Genomic DNA, 20,614 nt, shown 5'->3' with positions numbered 1-20,614 from the left:
ACTATAATAATTATGACTATTCATCAAGCATCAATAGCTTTAACGATTGGCTTATCTATATTTGATTACGGCTTAGCTCATTATTTGATAATAATTTTAAGCCTGTCCAATCACTACTATGTGGAAAATCCGTTATTGGCTTGCCAGTAATGATTAGCTCTGGCGCTAACTCGCGCAGCGGTATCAAGACAAAATTACGCTCATGTAAGCCAGCATGCGGTATTGTCAATTGTGGCTCTGCGATTTGTGCGTCGCCATATAGTAATATATCGACATCAAGACTACGTTCACCCCAATGGCGCAGGCGGGCACGTTTGGCTTGCTGCTCTAGTTGTTGGCAAAATGCCAGCAGTTCAAGCGGCGTGAATATGGTTTCAAAACCAGCGACCGCGTTGACAAAGTCAGGCTGATCTTGTGGTCCCATCGGTATTGATGCATAGAATGAAGAAACACGCACCTTGCGTACTTTTTCATCTTCTTGCATCACTTCAAGTGCCTGCTGTAAATGCTCTACCGGCGAACCAAGCTCATTTGCTAAATTACTGCCCAAGCCCACATAGCAGATAATCCAAGAGCAAGCAGCGATATCATTACTATCAACATCATTAAAGCGCGTGTTCATCGTTATCACTTTACTCTCATATCCGCTGTGGACGTTAAACGTCATTGACGCTTGGCTGGCGACGGCGACGCTTCGATGGCACAGGCCCTTTACTATTATTCATATTACTAACAACTGTTGGACTGGCAACTTGACTGGTTTTAGCAGGCTTTGCAGTTGATGCTTTAGCGGGTTTTTGAGCCTTATTAACCACTTCATCGGCAGAGTGAGTGACCGGCTTAGGCGCTTTTTTTGCGTACTTGCCAGCTGCTTTCTCATTGCTATTAGCATCTGTTGCCGTTGCTTTTTTGGCACTGCTAACTTCTGCTACAATGCCAGTGTTTTCAATTACAGTAGGCTGACGACGACGGCGTTTATGCGGTATCGGCTCATTATTCATGCTTACGAGTGCAGGTGACTGTGCTACTGTACGAGTTTCATAGGATACAGCACGTGCGCCACTCGAAGATGACTGAGTCTCTACTGCTACTTTATTGTGCGAGAGATTGTTTGAATCTACTTTAGCAGCAGGCACTTTAGCAACAGGCACTTTAGCAACAGGCACTTTAACAACAGCTTTTGTCTCTTGTTTCTGTGATTGAGTCTCTGTTGATGCTTTTTTGGCCGATGCATTTTGCTGCATAGGCGCTTGAGTAGGCTTAGACCTCGCCTTCTCTGCAATTGGTAGCTGCTTTTTAAGAGGCGGCACAACGTTACCGTGCTCTATAACAAACAGTGGCGCAGGTTTTGGCGTATGCTGCTGGTTAGTGTCATCATTATAGCTAGCCAAAGACAATTGCTGCAGCTGTGCCAGCTCATTATTGTCTTGTGTGACTTGCTGCGCACTATAACCTTTGTTTTTTTGGTTAGCAGGTATATGCTGACTGGCACGGCGGCGGCGTGTCGGTACATTTGAAGCGTCATTGACAGCAGTCGCTCTAGTATTGTTATGATCAGATGCTTGGATATCGCTATCTACTCGATTCACCTTGGCAGTATCGTTCGAAGTCTGAGTATTTTGGCGATTACGGCCACGACTACGCTGTCCTTGTTTATAGGCACCGCGGCGAATATTTTCATCAAAATCGTCAATGGCTTGATCTTGTTGCTGCTCGGACAAAGTTTGATAGGTCTGCCACCAGTCGCCCATACCATTGGTCGATTCAGATAATGGATGCTCAGCATCGCCGCACTGCTCGCGCAATAATAAGAAATCAAAACCGGCACGAAAGCGTGGATGCTCAGATAGCTGTACAATCTGTTTGCTACGCGGCGCGGCTAGTTTTGGCTGCAATATCCAAATATCTCGGATAAATTGTTCAGCGAATTTCGGAATGGCCGTCTTAATACGTTGACGATCAATAACTTTGCCCGCTGCATGCATTTGTGCGTCCGCAAAAGGCATATTGCGCTTTTTGGCTTTTTCTAATTGATGTAAATAATTTTCCCACAGCAAAGCAGCGTAAAAGAATGCCGGATTGATACTTTTACCAGCGCCAATACGTTTATCGGTATTAATAGCCACTTGCTGTACTAAAGCACTAGGCTCAGAGGGCGGATAAATAATTAAGCTATCAATCGCACCTGACTCAAACAATAATGGCAATAACGGTACTAGATAGCCACCGGTAAACATCTTTTGCGTTTCATCATAAAGGCGATGAGGAGAGATTTGTTCTAGCAGCGCCCAGTTGCCATCATGAAATTGCTCGGACAGCTCTTTATCAAATTCAAAGCCCAACTTAGCTTTAAAGCGCAAAGCACGCAACAATCTGACCGGATCTTCTTCAATACGCGTCGGTGCATTACCTAATAAGCGAATAATTTTATTATCAATATCTTCAAGCGCCCCGCAAAAATCATGAACCACACCTTTAAGCGGTTGATAATAAAGGGCATTGATAGAAAAATCACGACGGGCAAAGTCTTGTTTGATATCGCCCCAGACATTGTCGCGCAGAATCATACCATCTTGATTGGTATTGGAATCATTGATAGGTGGACCACGGAACGTCGCCACTTCGATAAGCTCACGCCCAGAGTACACATGCGCCAACTGAAAACGGCGGCCGATAATACGGCAGCGCTTACCAAAGACATCTTTAATCTCATGAGGCTTGGCATCAGTGACCGCATCGAAATCTTTTGGACGCAGACCTAGCAAGGTATCACGCACGCCACCGCCGACGATATAGGCGTCAAACCCAGCTCGGGTTAGGGTGGCAATCACTTCAGTAATGGAATTGGGTAATTCAGATTTATTCAGTTCTAACTGCTTGGCGGCACGCTCGGCCATGCATCTACTCCTTGCCTTTATTCTTAACCAACCCTGACGAACACAGCGTCTATCAGGCGGATGTACCTGCTAGTTTAACAAATTTTAAGCTTGCTGGGTGTATTTAGACATTTACTTACATGCTAATTTGTCAATATTGGGGTTAATTAAAGCAAAATACAGCGATTAATCTTGCACGGTTAAACGTCCACGATTTTTCTCAACGGTTTTTGCACCAATCCCCTTCACCTTAGTTAATTCATCAACCGTTTTAAAGCTACCGAACATTTCACGATATAGGATAATGGCTTGCGCTTTGCTGCTGCCAATTCCATTCAGCGCTGTCAGCTCACCTTCTGTCGCCCGATTGATATTAATACCTGTTTGCGTATGCGCTTGGGTCAGCGTCGTCTCTTGTTCCAAAAGGTATTTATAAGCACTTTGGGCATTATCAAAACACGGCGCAGCATAAGCGTTATTAAGTAACATGGGAAAAATGTACGCTAAATAGAGAGCAGTGCTCGTTATCAAATGCGTGAGTGACGATCTATTATGTGCGTTCATGTTGTTTTGCCGCTTCCCACAGCACGTCCATTTCAGTTATATCACTATTTTCTAGACACTTACCCGCGGCGGCTAACTGTTCTTCAATATAGCCAAAGCGTGATTTAAATTTATGCACACAAGTCAGCGTCGCTGTTTCTGCATCGAGGTTTAATTTGCGCGCCACATTAACCAGCGCAAACATACAATCACCCAGCTCTTTTTCAATATCGGCAATATTGGCGTTTATCTCATCTTTAGACTTATCTACAATCTCAGCCTTCAGCTCGTTTATTTCTTCATCAAGCTTATCAAATGCACCGCTGACACCTTCCCAGTCAAAACCCAGTTTTGAAGCCTGTTTTTGCACATCCTGTGCCTGCATAAGTGCACTACCTGCTTTGGTGTTATCTAAACGGCGTTTTGGTTTACCACGTGCTTCGCGTGCTTGCTGCTCTTCCGCTTTAATTTCATCCCAGCGCACTTTCACTGCCGCTTCATCTGTAAGTCTTTCAGCTTCAAATACATGCGGATGACGGCGAATTAGTTTTTCTTGTAAGGTAGTAATGACGTCACTGATATCGAAACGCCCTTGCTCAGCATACATCTGACAATGGAACACCACTTGTAACAGTACATCGCCAAGCTCACCTTTAATATCTTCATCATCATTACTTTGTACCGCTTCACCTAACTCATAAGCCTCTTCAATCGCATAAGCAATGAGACTGTGATTGCTTTGTTTTTTATCCCAAGGACAATCGCTACGCAGCCGCGCCATTAATGCCAATAAATCGTCCAATTCACCGCTTGCTGCAGGCGTTCCTTGCACAGCTGTAGGTGCTGAGATTTGTTTTTTTAGAATACTCATAAAGAATGCTCTTATATTTTAATTGATTAGGCAACAGAATAAAGTGGCGTTCATAGCAATGGAGCAGTTAGTGTATCATTGAACGCTGATTGGCTTATAATTGTGTTACTACTTACTCATTTTACCACTGCTCACGCGCAAGGAACCTCATCATCATGTCCACTTCTGCGACTATTGGCTATCAACCAGCCACTGAATTTAACCCTATTATTATCAATTCATTTAAGGCTTATGATATTCGTGGCGAGCTTGGAGTAAATCTCGATGAAGATATCGCTTATCGTATTGGGCGTGCCTTTGCACAGATTTTATTTCAACGCTATCAGGATCAGGCGGCAGTAGAGACTCACAATAATGATACTAGCGACAATGATATTATCGATAGTGTGATTAGCGACATGGCAACGCTACAGCCTGCTATCGTTATTGGTAGCGATATCCGTGATTCAAGCGAGCAATTAAAACAAGCCACGATCAAAGGTATGATAGATGCAGGCGTCGATGTTATCGATTTGGGCATGACTGGAACGGAAGAAGTATATTTTGCCACCAGTCACTATCAAGCGTTAGGCGGTATTGAAGTCACTGCCAGCCATAATCCTATCAATTATAATGGCTTAAAACTGGTCAAGGAACACTCAAAGCCGATTAGTGGCGATGATGGCTTAGCAGAGATTCAAGCATTAGCAGAATCGGGAAAATTTACTACTGATAAGCCATCCGGAAAGTTGCAACTGTTGACTGATAAAAGTGCCTATATCGACCATGTCATGAGCTTTTTAGATATCGATAAATTGAAACCGTTAAAGCTGGTTATTAATTCAGGCAATGGCAGTGCTGGTCCTGTGGTTGACTTATTGATTGATAAGCTGAAACAAGCTGGCGCGCCCATTGAAGTAATTAAACTGCACCATACACCTGATGGCAGCTTTCCAAATGGCATTCCTAATCCAATGATTTTGGCTAATAGAGCTGCCACCCAGCAGGCTGTCCTAGAAAACAAGGCCGACCTTGGTGTTGCCTTTGACGGTGATTTTGACCGCTGCTTCTTATTTGATGAAAATGGTGAATTTATTGATGGCAGTTATATAGTCGGTATGCTTGCTCAGGCGTTTTTAAATAAACATGCAGGTGAGTCGATTGTGTATGACCCTCGTGTGATTTATAACACTGAAGCCGTTATAAAAGAACATAATGGCAAGGCGGTCATCAGTAAATCTGGGCACTCATTTATCAAGCACGTCATGCGTGATTCTGGCGCTATTTATGGTGGCGAGATGTCCGCTCATCATTACTTTCGCGACTTTTTCTATTGCGATAGCGGTATGATTCCATGGTTACTGACCATTGAGTTATTGTCTATCACGGGCAAGACGTTATCAGAATTGGTCAGCGGTTACATCAAAGCGTATCCGAGCTCAGGTGAGCTTAACTTTCATCTTACCACTCATGATGCCCCGACAATTATTAGCGCAATTGAAGCTAAATTTAGCGCGCAACATCCAGCTAAATCGGTGCTTGATGGTCTAAGTCTTGATTTTGGCGAATGGCGTTTTAATTTACGTGCCTCCAATACTGAACCACTTATTAGGCTGAATATTGAGAGCTGCGGCGATACGCAGTTACTGACCATTAAAACACAAGAGATTCAGCAATGGCTAGCGGCACAAGGTGCAATTCCTGCTTAATGCTTTAGTTTTATCTCCTCTAAAAAACCACTGATTCTTCTATAAGAAAGCGCCAGTTAATGAATATATTAACTGGCGCTTTCTTATAGATTTAGTTTAATGCCTGTTGTCTGCTGCGCTAGTTTTGCACTTGATAAAAAGCCTTATTTAGCGCGACCAATACCTCTATAATCACCCACGAGACTGTCAATTTGCGCTCGTGTTAATACATTTTGTGCATCAAATATAGGCATTGCTTGTTGATTTAATGCTGCCACATCCAGCTGATCTTGTGGCGACCAACTGATGATAAAAACCGCCTGTGCTTCATTGAGCTGCTGATAAGGGCGGTGAATCAATTGGAGTAATGGCTGCGACCCATAAAGGGCAGCAAGCTCAGCCTGCGCCTTATCACTATAAACCAGAGTGCGGATATTATAAGACCATAATAACGCCAGTAGTGGATGAATGGCTGATTCCGCTGTCCGTCCCGATCCTGATTTATAACTACCGCCCCAAATAATCACCGTCTTATTGTCGATAAAGCCATCAAAATATTGCCAAAACTTACGGAATATCAGCTCTTTTTGGTCTTCATTGATGTGCATGACTGACTGTAATAAGGACATCTCTAAGCTATGCTCTCGACTCGACTGCTGCAGCTTAATCAGTTCAGTCGGTAAAGTGTTGCCACCAAAACCCCAGCCAGCTTGCAGATAGCTACTGCCAACTCGCTCATCAAGTGCCATGATCTGGCTCACTTGTTGGATATCAACCTGTTGACTATCAGCCAAGCGTGACATCTCATTCATAAAGCTTACCCGCGTTGCGAGCATCGCCATAATACTACTGCGAGCAAACTCTATGGTCGCAATATCAGCATGATGGGACGCGCGAGCATGCTGCATTAAGGGTTGCAGCATACCTAAATGCTGGCTACTGTCCGCAGTTTTTTCACCAAGTAACCATAAAGATGGCTGCAACATCGAGCTATAAGCGTCACCATCTTTTAAAAATACGAACGGTAAATAATAGACCCAAGCACGCTTTAGACGCTGTGCCAATGCGGCAATAGCGCCTAGCTGCTCAATACCACTCATAATCAGCGGTTGCGTCTGCTGCTGACTATGATTGAAAGCGGTAATCCAGCTATCTTCTATCCATGCTAACTTAATACTGTCTAAAAATAGCCAATATAGGGCAACTATTTTTTGGTTATTAATGTCATGGCTTATATGACTACGGCTATGGTCGTCATTGTGATTGACAACTTCATAGGACTGTATAAGTGCATCAGCACTGTCAGGCAGCGCATAAATGACAATTTTTTGCTGCTGCACATACATTTGCCATAATGCTTGTAAATGATGCTCAAAACCATATTGCTGTAATTGCTGCGTCAATAACGCTCTATCTGCATACAGATGAACGCACTGACCTAAACTTGCCAGCACCACTGCGCTGGTAACCGCTTCAATACTATGACCAATAAGGACGCAGACGGTAGGACTCACAGCAGAATTATTAAGCGGATTTGGTTCAGGTGTGTACGTGTGTTTATCTATGACATCAGCGCTCATGATTTTACCTTTAATAATGATTGACGTAGTAAAACTATCAAGACAGCTGTTGAATGTGTTTTAAAAGCTGGTTGGTGGAAGTGTCAAATTGGACACTTCCCTCTTGCTGCATGGCGTCATGAACTGATTCTGCCATCTGCTTGCCCATTTCAACCCCCCATTGGTCAAACGGGTTGATATCCCAAATACTCGCCATAACATAAACTTTATGCTCATAAAGCGCGATCAGCGCTCCTAAGCTATGCGGGGTTAGCTCATCGATAAGCAAGGTCGTTGAAGGCTGATTGCCTCGGTAGTATTTATATTTGTCGGTATCAGAATCTACCTGAGCCGCAGTATCGGCGATAGCGGCATTACCAAAAGCCAGCACGCGGCTTTGTGCCAGACAATTGGCCAAAGACAATTCATGCTGCTGTTGTAGTGGCGTATTTTTTGCCTCATCATTATACCGACGTACGCAGGCAATAAAGTCGCAAGAAACCTGCTGCGTCCCTTGATGCAGCAGTTGATAAAAAGCATGCTGAGCATTGGAGCCAATCTCACCCCAAAGAATTGGACAAGTGTCATAATCAATACGCTCGCCATACTGAGTAACCGACTTGCCGTTACTTTCCATCTCAAGCTGGGTCAAGTAACTGGGTAAATAGCTTAAACGTCCATCATAAGGCAATACCGTATGGGCATTCACTTTTAAAAAGGTACTGTTCCAAACTGCAAGCAACCCTAACAATACGGGTAAGTTTTCTGCAAAATCTGCTTGGACAAAATGCTCGTCCATACTATGAGCACCGGCCAATAACTGTTTAAACCCAGACATACCGATACGAATGGCAATAGCCAATCCAATCGCTGACCATAAAGAAAAGCGGCCACCAACCCATTCCCAAATTTGTAGTTGATGCTCAGGATGAATACCCCAAGCGCTCATTTTTTCGCTATTGGCTGAGATACCAATAAAATGTCGACGTAACACACTGTCTTCAGTACCAGCGCGAAGACTTGCCGTTGCAAGTAACCATGACAATGCCGTTTTGGCATTCGATAACGTATCAACGGTACCGAAAGACTTCGATGAGATGATAAATAAAGTGGTCTCAGGATTTAAATGCTTGAGCAGATTATCAAGCTGGGTGCCATCCATATTTGAGACAAAATGCACTTCGATATCGGTATCTGCCCACTCATCAAGCGCGGTAGCCGCCATTAGTGGCCCTAAATCAGAGCCGCCAACCCCGATATTGACCACATCGGTCATGGCTTTACCTGAAAAACCACGCCATGTATTATCACGTACCCGCTCAGATAATCTGGCAACCTGCGCCAAACTGTGATGGACATCGGCGACCACATCTTGTTTGCCAAATTCTTGGTTAGCGACTTGTAACGTTGCTTTCGCCGGTAAGCGTAGCGCTGTATGCAAAGCTGCGCGCTCCTCACTGGTATTGACCATCGCCCCTTGCAGCAAAGCTTTAATACGCGCAGACAGATCACAACTATCTGCTAAGCTCAATAAATTCGCTAATACCGTCTCATCAATACACTGCTTACTATAGTCCATGTATAGCGCACCAGCTTGCGTACTAAAGCGAGTCGTTCGCTCATCATCTTTTGCAAATAGCTGAGCAAGCGACCATGGCTGTTCAGCTAGCGTTTGCAGCGGCTGCCAATATTTAGAGTGACGGGCGCTACCATACACTTTATCGTCTTTTATAATGTTCATCCGTTACTCTTTATCTGCTAATTGCTGCTGAGCGAAATAAATAAACGCCTGCATGTAAGAACGCATATCACCGGCATCATAACTATCACCGCGCATGGTGGTAACATTGACCCCATACTCACTGATGAGGGCGTCAATGGCATCCGTCAATTGAATCTCGCCACCGACCGAAGCTTCAGTATTGGCTAAATAATCAAAAATTTTATTACTAAATACATAGCGACCAACCACGGCGAGTCTTGAGGGTGCCTCTACTACATTGGGCTTTTCTACAAAACCAGCAACTTTAAAGCTGACATTCATATCCGCTTCGTCATCTACTGCACTCGCATCGCTAAACACTTCATGTAATTGGGCGATACCGTACTTATGCACATCCTCATCCGCAACTTTATCGACCAATATTTGTGAATGACTGTCTTTAGCAAAAGCATCAATCATAAAGGACAAGTTATCCGTAGACATATCGCCGTTAAATGGGTCGAGTACCACATCCGGTAGCAGTACAGCAAAATTATGCTCACCAATAATCGGCCGTGCAGCAAGCACAGCATGACCCAAACCTAATGGCTTACCCTGACGTATCATCGATACCGTCACATCATCAGGTAGCCAGTTTAAACTATCCGCCAGCTCATCTTTACCTTTAGCACGCAATTGATTATCCAGCTCAGCATTGATATCGAAGTAGTTTTCAATCGCACTTTTTTGCGCATGACCGATCAATACAATGTGCTTAATACCGGCAGCGATCGCCTCTTCGACCACATAATGAATGGCAGGACGATTACCAAGCGGCAATAGCTCTTTTGGTACTGATTTAGACAATGGCAACATACGAGTGCCAAAGCCTGCAACCGGAATAACAGCATGAGTAATTTTTTTCATAATTTTTAAACTGTATTAAAAGAAGAATTGAGGCAAATCTATATTCTATAAAATTTAGACTGTGTCGTAACCATGAGGATTCATGCTTTGCCAACGCCATGTATCTTGACACATCTCGGTAATAGACAGCTTTGCTTGCCAGCCTAACAAAGATTGCGCTTTATCTGCACTGGCATAACAACTTGCGATATCGCCCGCACGACGATCAGCGAACTGGTAAGGAATTTTTTGCCCTGACACTTCGGAGAAAGCCGTCACCAACTCTAATACTGAGGTGCCCGTACCCGTACCAAGATTGATAGGTAAGAAGCCTAAAGCTGAGTTTTGTTGCTCTAGGTAATTAAGCGCGGCGACGTGGCCTTGGGCTAGGTCAGTGACATGAATAAAATCACGGACACCAGTGCCATCAATTGTCGCATAGTCATTACCAAAAATATTCAGCTGAGACAGCTTACCAACGGCTACTTGCGAAATATAAGGCATCAAATTATTAGGAATATCGTTTGGATCTTCACCAATCTGACCTGATGAATGCGCACCAACTGGATTAAAATATCTAAGTGTGATTAGGTTCCAATCACTGTCAGATACGGCTAGGTCTTCTAAAATATGCTCAACGACCAGTTTGCTTTGACCATAAGGATTGGTACAGGAGCGCTTCGAGCTCTCATCAATCGGTAACGTTTTAGGATCACCATAGACCGTAGCAGAGGAAGAAAAAACCAAGCGCTTTACGTTATACTCAGTCATTACCTCTAATAACGTAATCGTTCCACTGACGTTGTTATTATAATACATCAATGGCTTAGCAACAGATTCACCAACGGCTTTTAAACCCGCAAAGTGAATCACGCCAAAAAACTGATGCGTGACAAATACTTGCCTGAGTGACTCAGCATCTCGAATATCGCCTTCTATAAACTCGATTGGCTTTCCAATAAGGTTCGAGATCCGATTCATAGCCTCATGACTACTGTTAGATAAGTTATCATAGACAACGATATCGTAGCCTGCTTCATGCAGAGCGATACAAGTATGAGAACCGATATATCCTGCGCCGCCCGTTACCAATATTTTATTTTTCATACCATCACTCAAAGCAGTTTTTAAAACAAAAAAAGACACCCCATTGTAGGGGTGTCTTTATAGTATATCAAGGCAGTTCTAGCAGTTAAGCAATAGGTTAAGACAGATGCCTATCTTACCAGCCAGTAACTTCTTTTAGCTTGTCACCTAGTTTAGATGGGTCACGTGTATACGCGATACCAGCATCTTCAAACGCTTTGAATTTCTCTTCAGCAGTACCTTGACCGCCTGAAATGATAGCGCCAGCATGACCCATGCGCTTGCCTTCAGGAGCAGTGACACCAGCGATATAACCAACGACTGGCTTAGTGACATGGTCTTTGATATAAGCGGCTGCTTCTTCTTCAGCAGTACCACCGATCTCACCGATTAAGATGATCGCTTCAGTTTGTGGATCTTCTTGGAACAGTTTTAGCGCGTCGATCTGGTTCATACCTGGGATAGGATCACCACCGATACCGATACAGGTTGATTGACCAAAACCAAGCTTAGTCGTCTGAGCGACGGCTTCATAAGTCAAGGTACCAGAGCGTGAGATGATGCCTACTTTACCTGGCATATGGATATGACCTGGCATGATACCGATTTTGCACTGACCTGGAGTGATAACGCCTGGGCAGTTAGGACCGACCATACGCACGCCGTCTGCTTCTTCGATATAACGCTTGGCTTTTAGCATATCTAAAGTAGGTACGCCTTCAGTGATCACGATAATCAACTTCACGCCCGCGTCTACTGCTTCAACGATAGAATCTAGTACAAATGGAGCAGGTACATAGATAACAGAAGCGTCAGCTTGCGTGGCTTCCATCGCTTCAGACATCGTATTAAACACTGGTAGACCTAAATGCGTTTGACCGCCTTTACCTGGGGTAACGCCACCAACGACTTTAGTACCGTATTCGATAGCTTGTTCAGAGTGGAACGTACCATTTTTACCGGTGAAGCCTTGTACCAATACTTTGGTATCTTTATCGATTAATACACTCATTATTTTTTCCTTTATTCGGTTGTCTTGTAATAGCCACTTGATGGTTTGTCGACCATCAAATGTTAACGATCTATTTTTATACCAGCAAGCCGCTATTACGCTTTGACTACGATGTTTATTTGCTTAAGCGTTTAAGAGCTTAGGCTTTAACAGCATCGACAATTTTTTGAGCAGCGTCTGACAAGCCTTGAGCTGAAATAAGATTCAGACCAGAATCTTGTAGAATCTGAATACCTTTTTCAGCGTTGTTACCTTCTAGACGTACAACAACAGGTACTTTTACGTCAACTTCTTTGATAGCAGCAATAATAGCTTCCGCAATCATGTCACAACGTACGATACCACCGAAGATGTTGATTAAAACGCCTTCAACGCTGCTGTCTTCAAGGATAATCTTGAATGCTTCAACAACGCGATCTTTAGTTGCGCCGCCGCCAACGTCCAAGAAGTTAGCAGGCTTGCCGCCATACAATTTGATGATGTCCATCGTCGCCATCGCAAGACCAGCACCGTTAACCATACAACCGATGTTACCTTCTAGAGCAACATAGTTTAGGTCAAACTCAGCCGCTTTAAGCTCACGCTCATTTTCTTGTGACTTATCTTGTAGCGCTGCGATTTTAGGCAAACGATATAGAGCATTTGAGTCAATACCGATTTTGCCATCAACACAAACAATTTCGCCATTTTCACGAACGGCTAGTGGATTGATCTCAAGCAATGCAAAGTCATTTTCAACAAATGCTTGATAAGCACCAGTCATCAATTTAACGAATTGATTAATTTGTTTGCCTTCAAGACCCAATTTAAAAGCCACTTCGCGCGCTTGGTAAGGCATTAACCCTACTAATGGATCAACGTTTACTTTGAAGATTTTTTCTGGCGTTTCATTTGCCACTTCTTCAATATCAACGCCGCCTTCAGTTGATGCCATGAACGTTACGCGACGCGTAGAACGATCAACAACGGCACCAAGATATAGCTCAGTTTGTACTGGGTACATATCTTCTGCAACCAATACGAAGTTAACTGGTTGGCCATCAGCGTCAGTTTGGAAAGTAACTAAGTTAGTACCGATAAGTTCTTCAGCAACTTGCTTGGCTTCTTCGCGAGTCTTAACCAATTTAACACCACCCGCTTTACCACGGCCACCAGCATGTACTTGGGCTTTGATAACGGCAATATCAGTTGGGGTTTTATCAAAAGCTGCAGCTGCTTCGTCGCCATTATAGGCAATGATGCCTTCTTGAATCGGCAAGCCGTAGCTTTTTAATAGCTCTTTTGCTTGATACTCATGTAAATTCATTGATTGAATCCTTTGTTTTTTACCATTAATAAAAAGTGAAAATAAGTACGTGGCAAAATTTTCTGCCGCACTTAAGACTGACGCACTAATGTGACTATTAATCAAAACAGTGCGACAGCCATATCATCACTTAATAGCTATCTAAAATACTTAAAATATCGTTACTTAAAATATTTTCAGCTTTTCAAATTTACTTACGCTTTTTACGCTGGATAGCGTGAATAGCGCGACCATCTGCGGATAAAGCTGCCTCGTGAACTGCTTCAGATATCGTTGGATGTGCAAACGTCATCAGTTGCAGATCTTCAATACTAGAAACAAATTCCATCGCAATCATACCTTGATGGACGATATCGCCAGCACCAGCAGAGATGGCGTGCATACCTAGTAGGCGATCTGTTTTAGCATCAGCGACAACTTTAATAGAACCTTGCGCTTCACTTTGAGCAAGCGCACGGCCGTTAGCAGCTAGGTTAAATGAACCGGTTTTAACTTCATAACCTGCAGCTTCAGCTTCTTGTTCAGTTAAGCCAACCCATGCAATTTCAGGATGGGTATAGATAACATTGATGATTGTATCGTAGTTAACTTGGGCTTTTTCGCCATGAATACGCTCAACAGCCATCATGCCCTCTTCCATTGCTTTATGCGCAAGCATAGGACCGCGGACTAGATCACCGATCGCATAGACACCATCAAGATTGGTTTTACACTGGTCATTGACATCGATAAGACCACGTTCAGTCAAAGCAATACCACTGTCTTCACCCAGTAATTTTTCAGAATAAGCACGGCGACCGACACAAACGATGAGTTTATCGAAGCTTTCTTCGCTAGACTCGCCTTTAGTTTCACTAGTAACAATAACTTGATCGCCTTTTACTTCAGCATTGGTCACTTTGGTATCGACACGGATATCAAGACCTTGCTTTTTCAGCATTTTACCGGCTTCTTTAGCGATGTCTTTGTCAGCTGCTGCTAAGAAGCTAGGTAGCGCTTCATAGACAACCACTTCCGCACCTAAACGGCGCCATACTGAACCAAGCTCAAGACCGATAACACCCGCACCAATCACACCTAAACGCTTAGGCACGGCAGTGAAATCAAGCGCGCCAGTAGAATCAACAATACGATCGCCATCTGTTTTGGCAACTGGAATATCGATAGGAACTGAACCAGCCGCTAAAATAACATTTTTAGCAGTAATAGTGCTTTCTGCTTCGTCAGCAAGCGCGGTAAATTTAACTTTTTTATCAGCGCCCTTACCGTCTTCTAACGTGCCCCAGCCTTGTAGCCAGTCAACGCCATTGCCTTTTAATAACGCTGCAACACCGCCCGTCAATTGCTTAACGATGCCTTCTTTACGAGCTATCATTTGCTCGATATCGATAGCGACGTCGCCGGTGCTGATGCCATGCTCAGCAAGATCATGCTTAGTAGCTTCATAGCGATGCGAGCTATCAAGTAACGCTTTTGATGGGATACAACCAACGTTTAAGCAAGTACCGCCAAGCGCTGGCTCACCTTTATAAACGCGCTTTTCGATACAAGCAACGCTCATACCCAACTGCCCTGCACGGATTGCGGCTTCATAACCACCAGGTCCGCCGCCGATGACGACTAAATCATAACTGTCTTTCATAACACGTTCCTATTTCTAATTTTAGGTATCATATAAGCCAATTTCATCTCGTTAGTAAACAATCGACATATCTATTCGATAACCAATACGATATCTAAGTGTTAGATAGTAGATGCATTTAAAAAGACGATAAAGATGGCTGCTAAATGTGCTTAGCTTGTTGCTCATAAGATAGAACTGAAAAAGCTAAGAGGCACTAAAAGATAATCTAGACAAAGTTAAAAAGCTTGTATCAGCAGAACTGATACAAGCTTAAGAGCTTAGAGGTCTAGTAATAACATGGCTGGATCTTCAACCAATTCTTTGATAGTTACTAAGAACTGTACGGCTTCTTTGCCATCAATCATACGATGGTCATAAGATAGAGCAAGGTACATCATCGGTAAGATTTCAACTTTACCATCGACTGCCATTGGGCGGTCGTTGATCGCATGCATACCTAGGATAGCAGTCTGTGGTGGATTCAAGATAGGCGTCGACATTAATGAGCCAAAAACACCGCCATTTGAAATGGTAAATGTACCACCAGTCATGTCTTCCAGACCAAGCTTACCTTTTTGGGCAAGACCACCTAGCTCACGGATTTTGCTTTCGACATCCGCCATGCTCATGCGATCGGTATCACGCAATACAGGAACGACTAAGCCGCGATCAGAAGATACTGCAACACCGATATCATAAAAACCATGATAAACAATGTCATCGCCATCTAGTGAAGCATTTACTGCTGGGAAACGTTTAAGTGCTTCGGTCGCCGCTTTCACAAACAATGACATAAAGCCTAGACGTACACCATGACGTTTTTCGAACTGGTCTTTATACTTAGCACGCATATCCATCAACGGCTTCATATTAACTTCGTTGAACGTCGTTAGCATCGCTGTTTCTTGTGATGCTGATAACAAACGCTCAGCAACACGCTTACGAAGGCGCGTCATTGGAACACGTTTTTCAGTACGCTCGCCTGTTGATTCAGCGACTGGACGACCACTATCAGATTTGATAGAGCTGTCTGCTTTTAGCGTTGGATTTGACATGTCAGTTTTAGTAACACGACCGCCGCGACCACTACCTTCAACATCTTTAGGATCGACGCCACTTTCTTTCGCTGCTTTACGTACTGCAGGGCTTTGATCTTTATGGTCGGCTTCATCTTTTTTATCGGTAACTTGTACTGGCTCGCCGCCATCTGTCGCTTGCTTCAATTGTACTGGGGCAGCTGGTTGATCTGGATCGACTGCTGGCGCAGCAGCATCCGCGCTGGCACCCGCTTCAAATTCAGCAATGAGCTCGTCAGACAGAACCGTGTCGTCTACTTGCTTAACGATTCTAGTGACCACACCATTATCTGGCGCAACCACTTCTAATACAACTTTGTCAGTCTCAATTTCAGCTAATAGGTCATCACGGTTAACTTGTTGACCTTCAGTGACGTGCCATTCAACGATTGTGCCATCGGCAACTGATTCTGGAAAAACGGGGGCTTTGATATCAGCCATCGATATACTCCTTAGATTTGGATATTACTATTTATAATTAAGTCGTGATAGGCAGTCAGTACCTTTTTAAAGTCTATTACTTAGATTCTTTTACAAAGTACTGACTGTTATCGCCTGATGCATTTATTTTATATAATCTGTTATTTAAACAATCTACTATTTAGACAGCTCATCTACACTGATACCAAGACCACCAGCGATCAAATTCTGTTGCTGTTGGATGTGTAGTTTTGCAGAACCTGTTGCAGGTGCCGCACTAGCAGGACGCGCTACCGGCTCCATCACTTTTGCTTTGGTTGGATGCGGTACTACGATACGGAACATATGCGGTGCTAAATAATACCAAGCACCTTGGTTAAGAGGCTCTTCTTGCGTCCAAACAATTTCTTTTAGATTGCTATATTTTTCAATTTCAGCAATCAAACGCTTTTCTGGTAATGGATAAAGCTGCTCGATACGGACGATTGCAACATGGTCTAAACCTAATGCACGACGCTGCTCTAGTAAGTCATAATAAACTTTACCACCACATAGCACCATGCGAGTCACGTTGTCCGCATTTTGCTGATCCATCTCTGGCAACACGGTTTCGAACTTACCATTAGCCAATTCTTCAAGGTTTGATGTGGCAAGTTTATGACGCAGCAAACTTTTCGGCGACATAACGATTAACGGCTTGCGAATTGGGCGCACCGCTTGACGACGTAACGCATGATAAATCTGCGCAGGAGTCGTCGGCGTAATGACTTGCATGTTGTCTTCAGCACACAGCTGTAAGAAGCGCTCAAGACGAGCAGATGAATGCTCAGGACCTTGACCTTCAAAGCCATGTGGCAATAGCATGGTTAGACCGCAAACACGCTGCCATTTAGTCTCACCACTTGAGATAAATTGGTCAATAACAACTTGGGCACCGTTGACGAAATCACCAAACTGCGCTTCCCATACGACGAGTGCATTTGGCACTGTGGTCGCATAACCATACTCAAAAGCCAATACCGCTTCTTCTGATAACAATGAGTTATAAGTCGCAAAACGGGCTTGTGTTTCACTCATGTGAGCAAGTGGCACATACATGCTGCCATCTTCAATGTTATATAGCTCACTATGACGATGTGAGAAGGTACCACGGCCTACATCTTCACCAGTAATACGTACCAATACTTTATCGTTATCGACTAGTGACGCGTATGCTAATGTCTCGGCAGCACCCCAGTTTAAAGGCTCTTCGCCTGTTTGCATGGCTAAGCGTTGTTCGACAACTTTTTGTACTTGGCGTTGTAGCTTATAGCCTTCAGGCATCTCCGCCATACGGCGACCATAACCTTTTAGCACTTCGATATCGACGCTGGTATCCCAATCATCGACCAAGTCATGACCAAGATAAGGTTTCCAATCGACGAATAACTCTTCGTTAGGCTCGCTTACCAATGAGTTGGCAACATATTCACCGCGGTCTAAAGATTCACGATATTCATCTTCGTAGCGTTTTTCATCTTCTTGGCTAAGCAGACCTTCTTCAATAAGCTTTTGGGCATAGATAGTACGAGTGGTTGGTAGCTTCTTAATCACTGCATACATCAGTGGCTGGGTAGCTGAAGGCTCATCAGCCTCGTTGTGACCATTGCGACGATAGCAGAACAGATCAATGATGATATCTTTATCAAACTCGTGGCGATAATCTAATGCCAATTGCGCCGCAAATACCACAGACTCAGGGTCATCGCCGTTTACATGTAAAATTGGCGCATGAACCATTTTTGCCACATCGGTACAATATTCGGTTGAGCGTGCATCTTCTTGACGACTGGTAGTAAAACCAACTTGGTTATTAATAACAATATGTACTGTACCACCCGTGGTATAAGCGCGGGTTTGTGACATTTGGAAGGTTTCTTGCACCACCCCTTGACCAGCAAATGCGGCATCACCATGAATGACGATTGGTAATACTGAATTACCCGTCTTATTTTCATGAAGTGGCTGATCGTTACGACGTACTTGACGGGCGCGTACAGAGCCTTGTAATACTGGAGCAACGATTTCAAGATGCGATGGGTTAAACGCTAATGCTAAATGTGTCTCGCCACCTGGAGTCATCACGTTTGACGAAAAACCATTATGATATTTAACGTCGCCTGAGCCTTTTTCTGGCTGAACTTTGCCATCAAATTCGTCAAACAAATCCGCTGGATTTTTACCTAGGATATTTACCAGTAGGTTTAAGCGTCCACGGTGAGCCATACCGATAACCATCTCTTTAGTGCCATAACCGCCAGCACGTTGGATGATTTCGTTAATAGCAGGAATAAAGCTTTCGCCGCCCTCTAGACCAAAACGCTTCACGCCCGTATATTTACGAGCAAGATATTTCTCTAAACCTTCAGCTGCGGTCAGGCGCTCAAGAATAGATAAACGTTTTTCTGTATCAAATTTGATATACCCTAGATTGCTCTCGAGATATTTTTCCATCCAGCGCTTTTCTGTGCTGGTGGTCACGTGCATATACTCTATGCCAATATAACGGCAGTAGACGCGCTCCATGATTTCAATGATCTCGCGTAGCGTTGCTTCATTCTTACCAATATTTAAATCATTGGTAGGAAATACCGTATCGAGATCTGCTTCAGAGAGATTGTGATAAGCAAGGGTTAGGTCTTCTATTTCCGCGCGTGGATTTAGATTTAATGGATCAAGCTTAGCATGGCGATGACCACGGCGACGATAGGCAGAGATCAGCTGCTGTACGCCCATTTTTTTAGGGCTGCCAACATTGTCTGACTTACCAGTAGCAGAGTTATTCGCTTCAACGCTGACCTTGTTAGCCGTCTGATTGCGAGCTAGCAACAAGAACTGGTCTTTAATGGCATTGTGCTGCTCATCATTTGGCGACTTGTATTGTTCAAAATATTCTTGCCAATCCGAATCAACGCTACTAGGATCGTCTAGATATTGCTCATAGAGCACTTCGATATAATTGACATTATCAGCGGCCAGTTCAGTTTGGCCTACGCTCACTGCTTCTTTAGTTATACTATTCATAATAATCGTCTATTTGATAGATAAATGAATGGAATCGTGCTTATTATTGTTTAATCGGTTGTATGCTAGCTATTTAATACTATTATTTAAAAATTGACCGTTACAACCGCTGCATAGTCTTTTACAGAAATGATCGAATCATGACTTTTTAAGGTTAAACGCTCATTAATTTTAATTGCCATTTAACGATAAAAATCATAATTACAATACCGAGACTATCATTATAATTATTTGTGAACGTCCAGTTTTCTCATATGGCTCGTTTCACAACATTAATTTATATATAATCCTCTCAGCTATAACCAAATAATCAACCCTAAGGTTTGAACCGAACGTTTTTTCTTTCAGCTAGCCTATTTATTGGCTATTTCTGCTGAAACAACGTTCTACGGTAGCTTTTTGAAGATTATTACGCTAAATACATATTGCCGTATAGCGTAACATGCCTACTTTATAGGCCATAGTTTGTTTGTTCAATACTAGGTATTTAGGTAATGAATATTGATTATCATTTTTAGCGACTTATAAGTGGTGTGTATCAATTCATACAGACACTTTTTATAGGTGTTTTTTATCGCCATGTTACTTATATAAGTGACTTGTAGAAGTCACTTATATAAGTAACAGTCATTCTCAGTCCTACTATCATACATATTCTACGATTGTTATTTATGTCCATGATATTAGGCTGACTGCGCATTTTTTCTACGTTTATGGGTTTTCTTTTTCAATTATATAGAGAGACGGACCATATAGCAGGTCTTCTTACATATGACCAACGTATTGTTAATACGGCCTTACTTCCAATAACTTATTTTATCATTCTCTCAAGCATCAATCCCCAACTGCTCATGTCTTCATGTTTTGACAATGACTGTCGTTTATGAAAAAAAATACTAGCTT

The 20,614-nt window shown here is 43.3% G+C and carries 14 protein-coding genes; 1 reads left to right on the top strand and 13 read right to left on the bottom strand.

Going from position 1 to position 20,614, the window contains the following annotated elements:
* Nucleotides 1-55: 55 nt before the first annotated feature.
* The 4 genes from folK to mazG form a co-directional block, all read right to left on the bottom strand.
* Nucleotides 56-622: a 2-amino-4-hydroxy-6-hydroxymethyldihydropteridine diphosphokinase gene (gene folK / locus DABAL43B_RS00670; protein ID WP_079690614.1), complete on the bottom strand. Its 567-nt coding sequence runs from the start codon at nt 620-622 to the stop codon at nt 56-58.
* A 34-nt stretch (nt 623-656) separates the two neighbouring features.
* Nucleotides 657-2,897, bottom strand: coding sequence for a polynucleotide adenylyltransferase PcnB (gene pcnB, locus DABAL43B_RS00665; protein WP_079690613.1), 2,241 nt, complete (start codon nt 2,895-2,897; stop codon nt 657-659).
* Between the two features lie 165 nt (nt 2,898-3,062).
* Nucleotides 3,063-3,365, bottom strand: coding sequence for a ComEA family DNA-binding protein (locus DABAL43B_RS00660; RefSeq protein WP_227516708.1), 303 nt, complete (start codon nt 3,363-3,365; stop codon nt 3,063-3,065).
* Nucleotides 3,366-3,426: 61 nt separating this feature from the next.
* The gene (mazG, locus tag DABAL43B_RS00655) at nt 3,427-4,290 is read right to left on the bottom strand and encodes a nucleoside triphosphate pyrophosphohydrolase (RefSeq protein ID WP_079690611.1); all 864 of its coding nucleotides are present in this window, start codon (nt 4,288-4,290) and stop codon (nt 3,427-3,429) included.
* Between the two features lie 155 nt (nt 4,291-4,445).
* Between mazG and DABAL43B_RS00650 the strand changes: the two genes are divergently transcribed.
* Nucleotides 4,446-5,978, top strand: coding sequence for a phosphomannomutase (locus tag DABAL43B_RS00650; protein WP_079690610.1), 1,533 nt, complete (start codon nt 4,446-4,448; stop codon nt 5,976-5,978).
* A gap of 143 nt (nt 5,979-6,121) precedes the next feature.
* Here the strand turns inward: DABAL43B_RS00650 and DABAL43B_RS00645 are convergent, their stop codons facing one another.
* The 9 genes from DABAL43B_RS00645 to DABAL43B_RS00605 all read right to left on the bottom strand — a co-directional run bounded on the left by DABAL43B_RS00645 (nt 6,122) and on the right by DABAL43B_RS00605 (nt 19,711).
* Nucleotides 6,122-7,537: a hypothetical protein gene (locus DABAL43B_RS00645; protein WP_079690609.1), complete on the bottom strand. Its 1,416-nt coding sequence runs from the start codon at nt 7,535-7,537 to the stop codon at nt 6,122-6,124.
* Between the two features lie 37 nt (nt 7,538-7,574).
* Nucleotides 7,575-9,257: a glucose-6-phosphate isomerase gene (pgi, locus tag DABAL43B_RS00640; protein WP_079690608.1), complete on the bottom strand. Its 1,683-nt coding sequence runs from the start codon at nt 9,255-9,257 to the stop codon at nt 7,575-7,577.
* A 3-nt stretch (nt 9,258-9,260) separates the two neighbouring features.
* Complete coding sequence (locus DABAL43B_RS00635; RefSeq protein WP_079690607.1) at nt 9,261-10,145, bottom strand: UTP--glucose-1-phosphate uridylyltransferase; 885 nt, start codon at nt 10,143-10,145, stop codon at nt 9,261-9,263.
* Between the two features lie 54 nt (nt 10,146-10,199).
* Nucleotides 10,200-11,231: a UDP-glucose 4-epimerase GalE gene (gene galE, locus DABAL43B_RS00630; RefSeq protein ID WP_079692979.1), complete on the bottom strand. Its 1,032-nt coding sequence runs from the start codon at nt 11,229-11,231 to the stop codon at nt 10,200-10,202.
* A gap of 115 nt (nt 11,232-11,346) precedes the next feature.
* Nucleotides 11,347-12,222, bottom strand: coding sequence for a succinate--CoA ligase subunit alpha (sucD, locus tag DABAL43B_RS00625; RefSeq protein WP_079690606.1), 876 nt, complete (start codon nt 12,220-12,222; stop codon nt 11,347-11,349).
* A 139-nt stretch (nt 12,223-12,361) separates the two neighbouring features.
* Nucleotides 12,362-13,528, bottom strand: coding sequence for an ADP-forming succinate--CoA ligase subunit beta (sucC, locus tag DABAL43B_RS00620; RefSeq protein ID WP_079690605.1), 1,167 nt, complete (start codon nt 13,526-13,528; stop codon nt 12,362-12,364).
* Nucleotides 13,529-13,718: 190 nt separating this feature from the next.
* Entirely contained in the window at nt 13,719-15,170 is a 1,452-nt protein-coding gene (gene lpdA, locus DABAL43B_RS00615) for a dihydrolipoyl dehydrogenase (RefSeq protein ID WP_079690604.1), read from the bottom strand.
* Between the two features lie 260 nt (nt 15,171-15,430).
* Nucleotides 15,431-16,669, bottom strand: a complete 1,239-nt coding sequence (gene odhB / locus DABAL43B_RS00610; RefSeq protein ID WP_079690603.1) for a 2-oxoglutarate dehydrogenase complex dihydrolipoyllysine-residue succinyltransferase — start codon at nt 16,667-16,669, stop codon at nt 15,431-15,433.
* Nucleotides 16,670-16,825: 156 nt separating this feature from the next.
* A complete protein-coding gene (locus DABAL43B_RS00605) occupies nt 16,826-19,711 on the bottom strand; it encodes a 2-oxoglutarate dehydrogenase E1 component (protein ID WP_079690602.1) in 2,886 nt (961 codons plus the stop codon).
* Between the last annotated feature and the right edge of the window lie 903 nt (nt 19,712-20,614).

Origin of the sequence: Psychrobacter sp. DAB_AL43B (genome assembly GCF_900168255.1) — a bacterium.
Classification (GTDB): Bacteria; Pseudomonadota; Gammaproteobacteria; order Pseudomonadales; family Moraxellaceae; genus Psychrobacter.
Note: the sequence above shows the minus strand (reverse complement) of the source record. Positions and strands in the feature narration are given on the sequence as shown.

Bases quoted from the DNA above. Each gene is read 5' to 3' on its own strand.
- folK (WP_079690614.1), bottom strand. From the start codon at position 622: ATGAACACGCGCTTTAATGATGTTGATAGTAATGATATCGCTGCTTGC.
- pcnB (WP_079690613.1), bottom strand. From the start codon at position 2,897: ATGGCCGAGCGTGCCGCCAAGCAGTTAGAACTGAATAAATCTGAATTA.
- DABAL43B_RS00660 (WP_227516708.1), bottom strand. From the start codon at position 3,365: ATGTTACTTAATAACGCTTATGCTGCGCCGTGTTTTGATAATGCCCAA.
- mazG (WP_079690611.1), bottom strand. From the start codon at position 4,290: ATGAGTATTCTAAAAAAACAAATCTCAGCACCTACAGCTGTGCAAGGA.
- DABAL43B_RS00650 (WP_079690610.1), top strand. From the start codon at position 4,446: ATGTCCACTTCTGCGACTATTGGCTATCAACCAGCCACTGAATTTAAC.
- DABAL43B_RS00645 (WP_079690609.1), bottom strand. From the start codon at position 7,537: ATGAGCGCTGATGTCATAGATAAACACACGTACACACCTGAACCAAAT.
- pgi (WP_079690608.1), bottom strand. From the start codon at position 9,257: ATGAACATTATAAAAGACGATAAAGTGTATGGTAGCGCCCGTCACTCT.
- DABAL43B_RS00635 (WP_079690607.1), bottom strand. From the start codon at position 10,145: ATGAAAAAAATTACTCATGCTGTTATTCCGGTTGCAGGCTTTGGCACT.
- galE (WP_079692979.1), bottom strand. From the start codon at position 11,231: ATGAAAAATAAAATATTGGTAACGGGCGGCGCAGGATATATCGGTTCT.
- sucD (WP_079690606.1), bottom strand. From the start codon at position 12,222: ATGAGTGTATTAATCGATAAAGATACCAAAGTATTGGTACAAGGCTTC.
- sucC (WP_079690605.1), bottom strand. From the start codon at position 13,528: ATGAATTTACATGAGTATCAAGCAAAAGAGCTATTAAAAAGCTACGGC.
- lpdA (WP_079690604.1), bottom strand. From the start codon at position 15,170: ATGAAAGACAGTTATGATTTAGTCGTCATCGGCGGCGGACCTGGTGGT.
- odhB (WP_079690603.1), bottom strand. From the start codon at position 16,669: ATGGCTGATATCAAAGCCCCCGTTTTTCCAGAATCAGTTGCCGATGGC.
- DABAL43B_RS00605 (WP_079690602.1), bottom strand. From the start codon at position 19,711: ATGAATAGTATAACTAAAGAAGCAGTGAGCGTAGGCCAAACTGAACTG.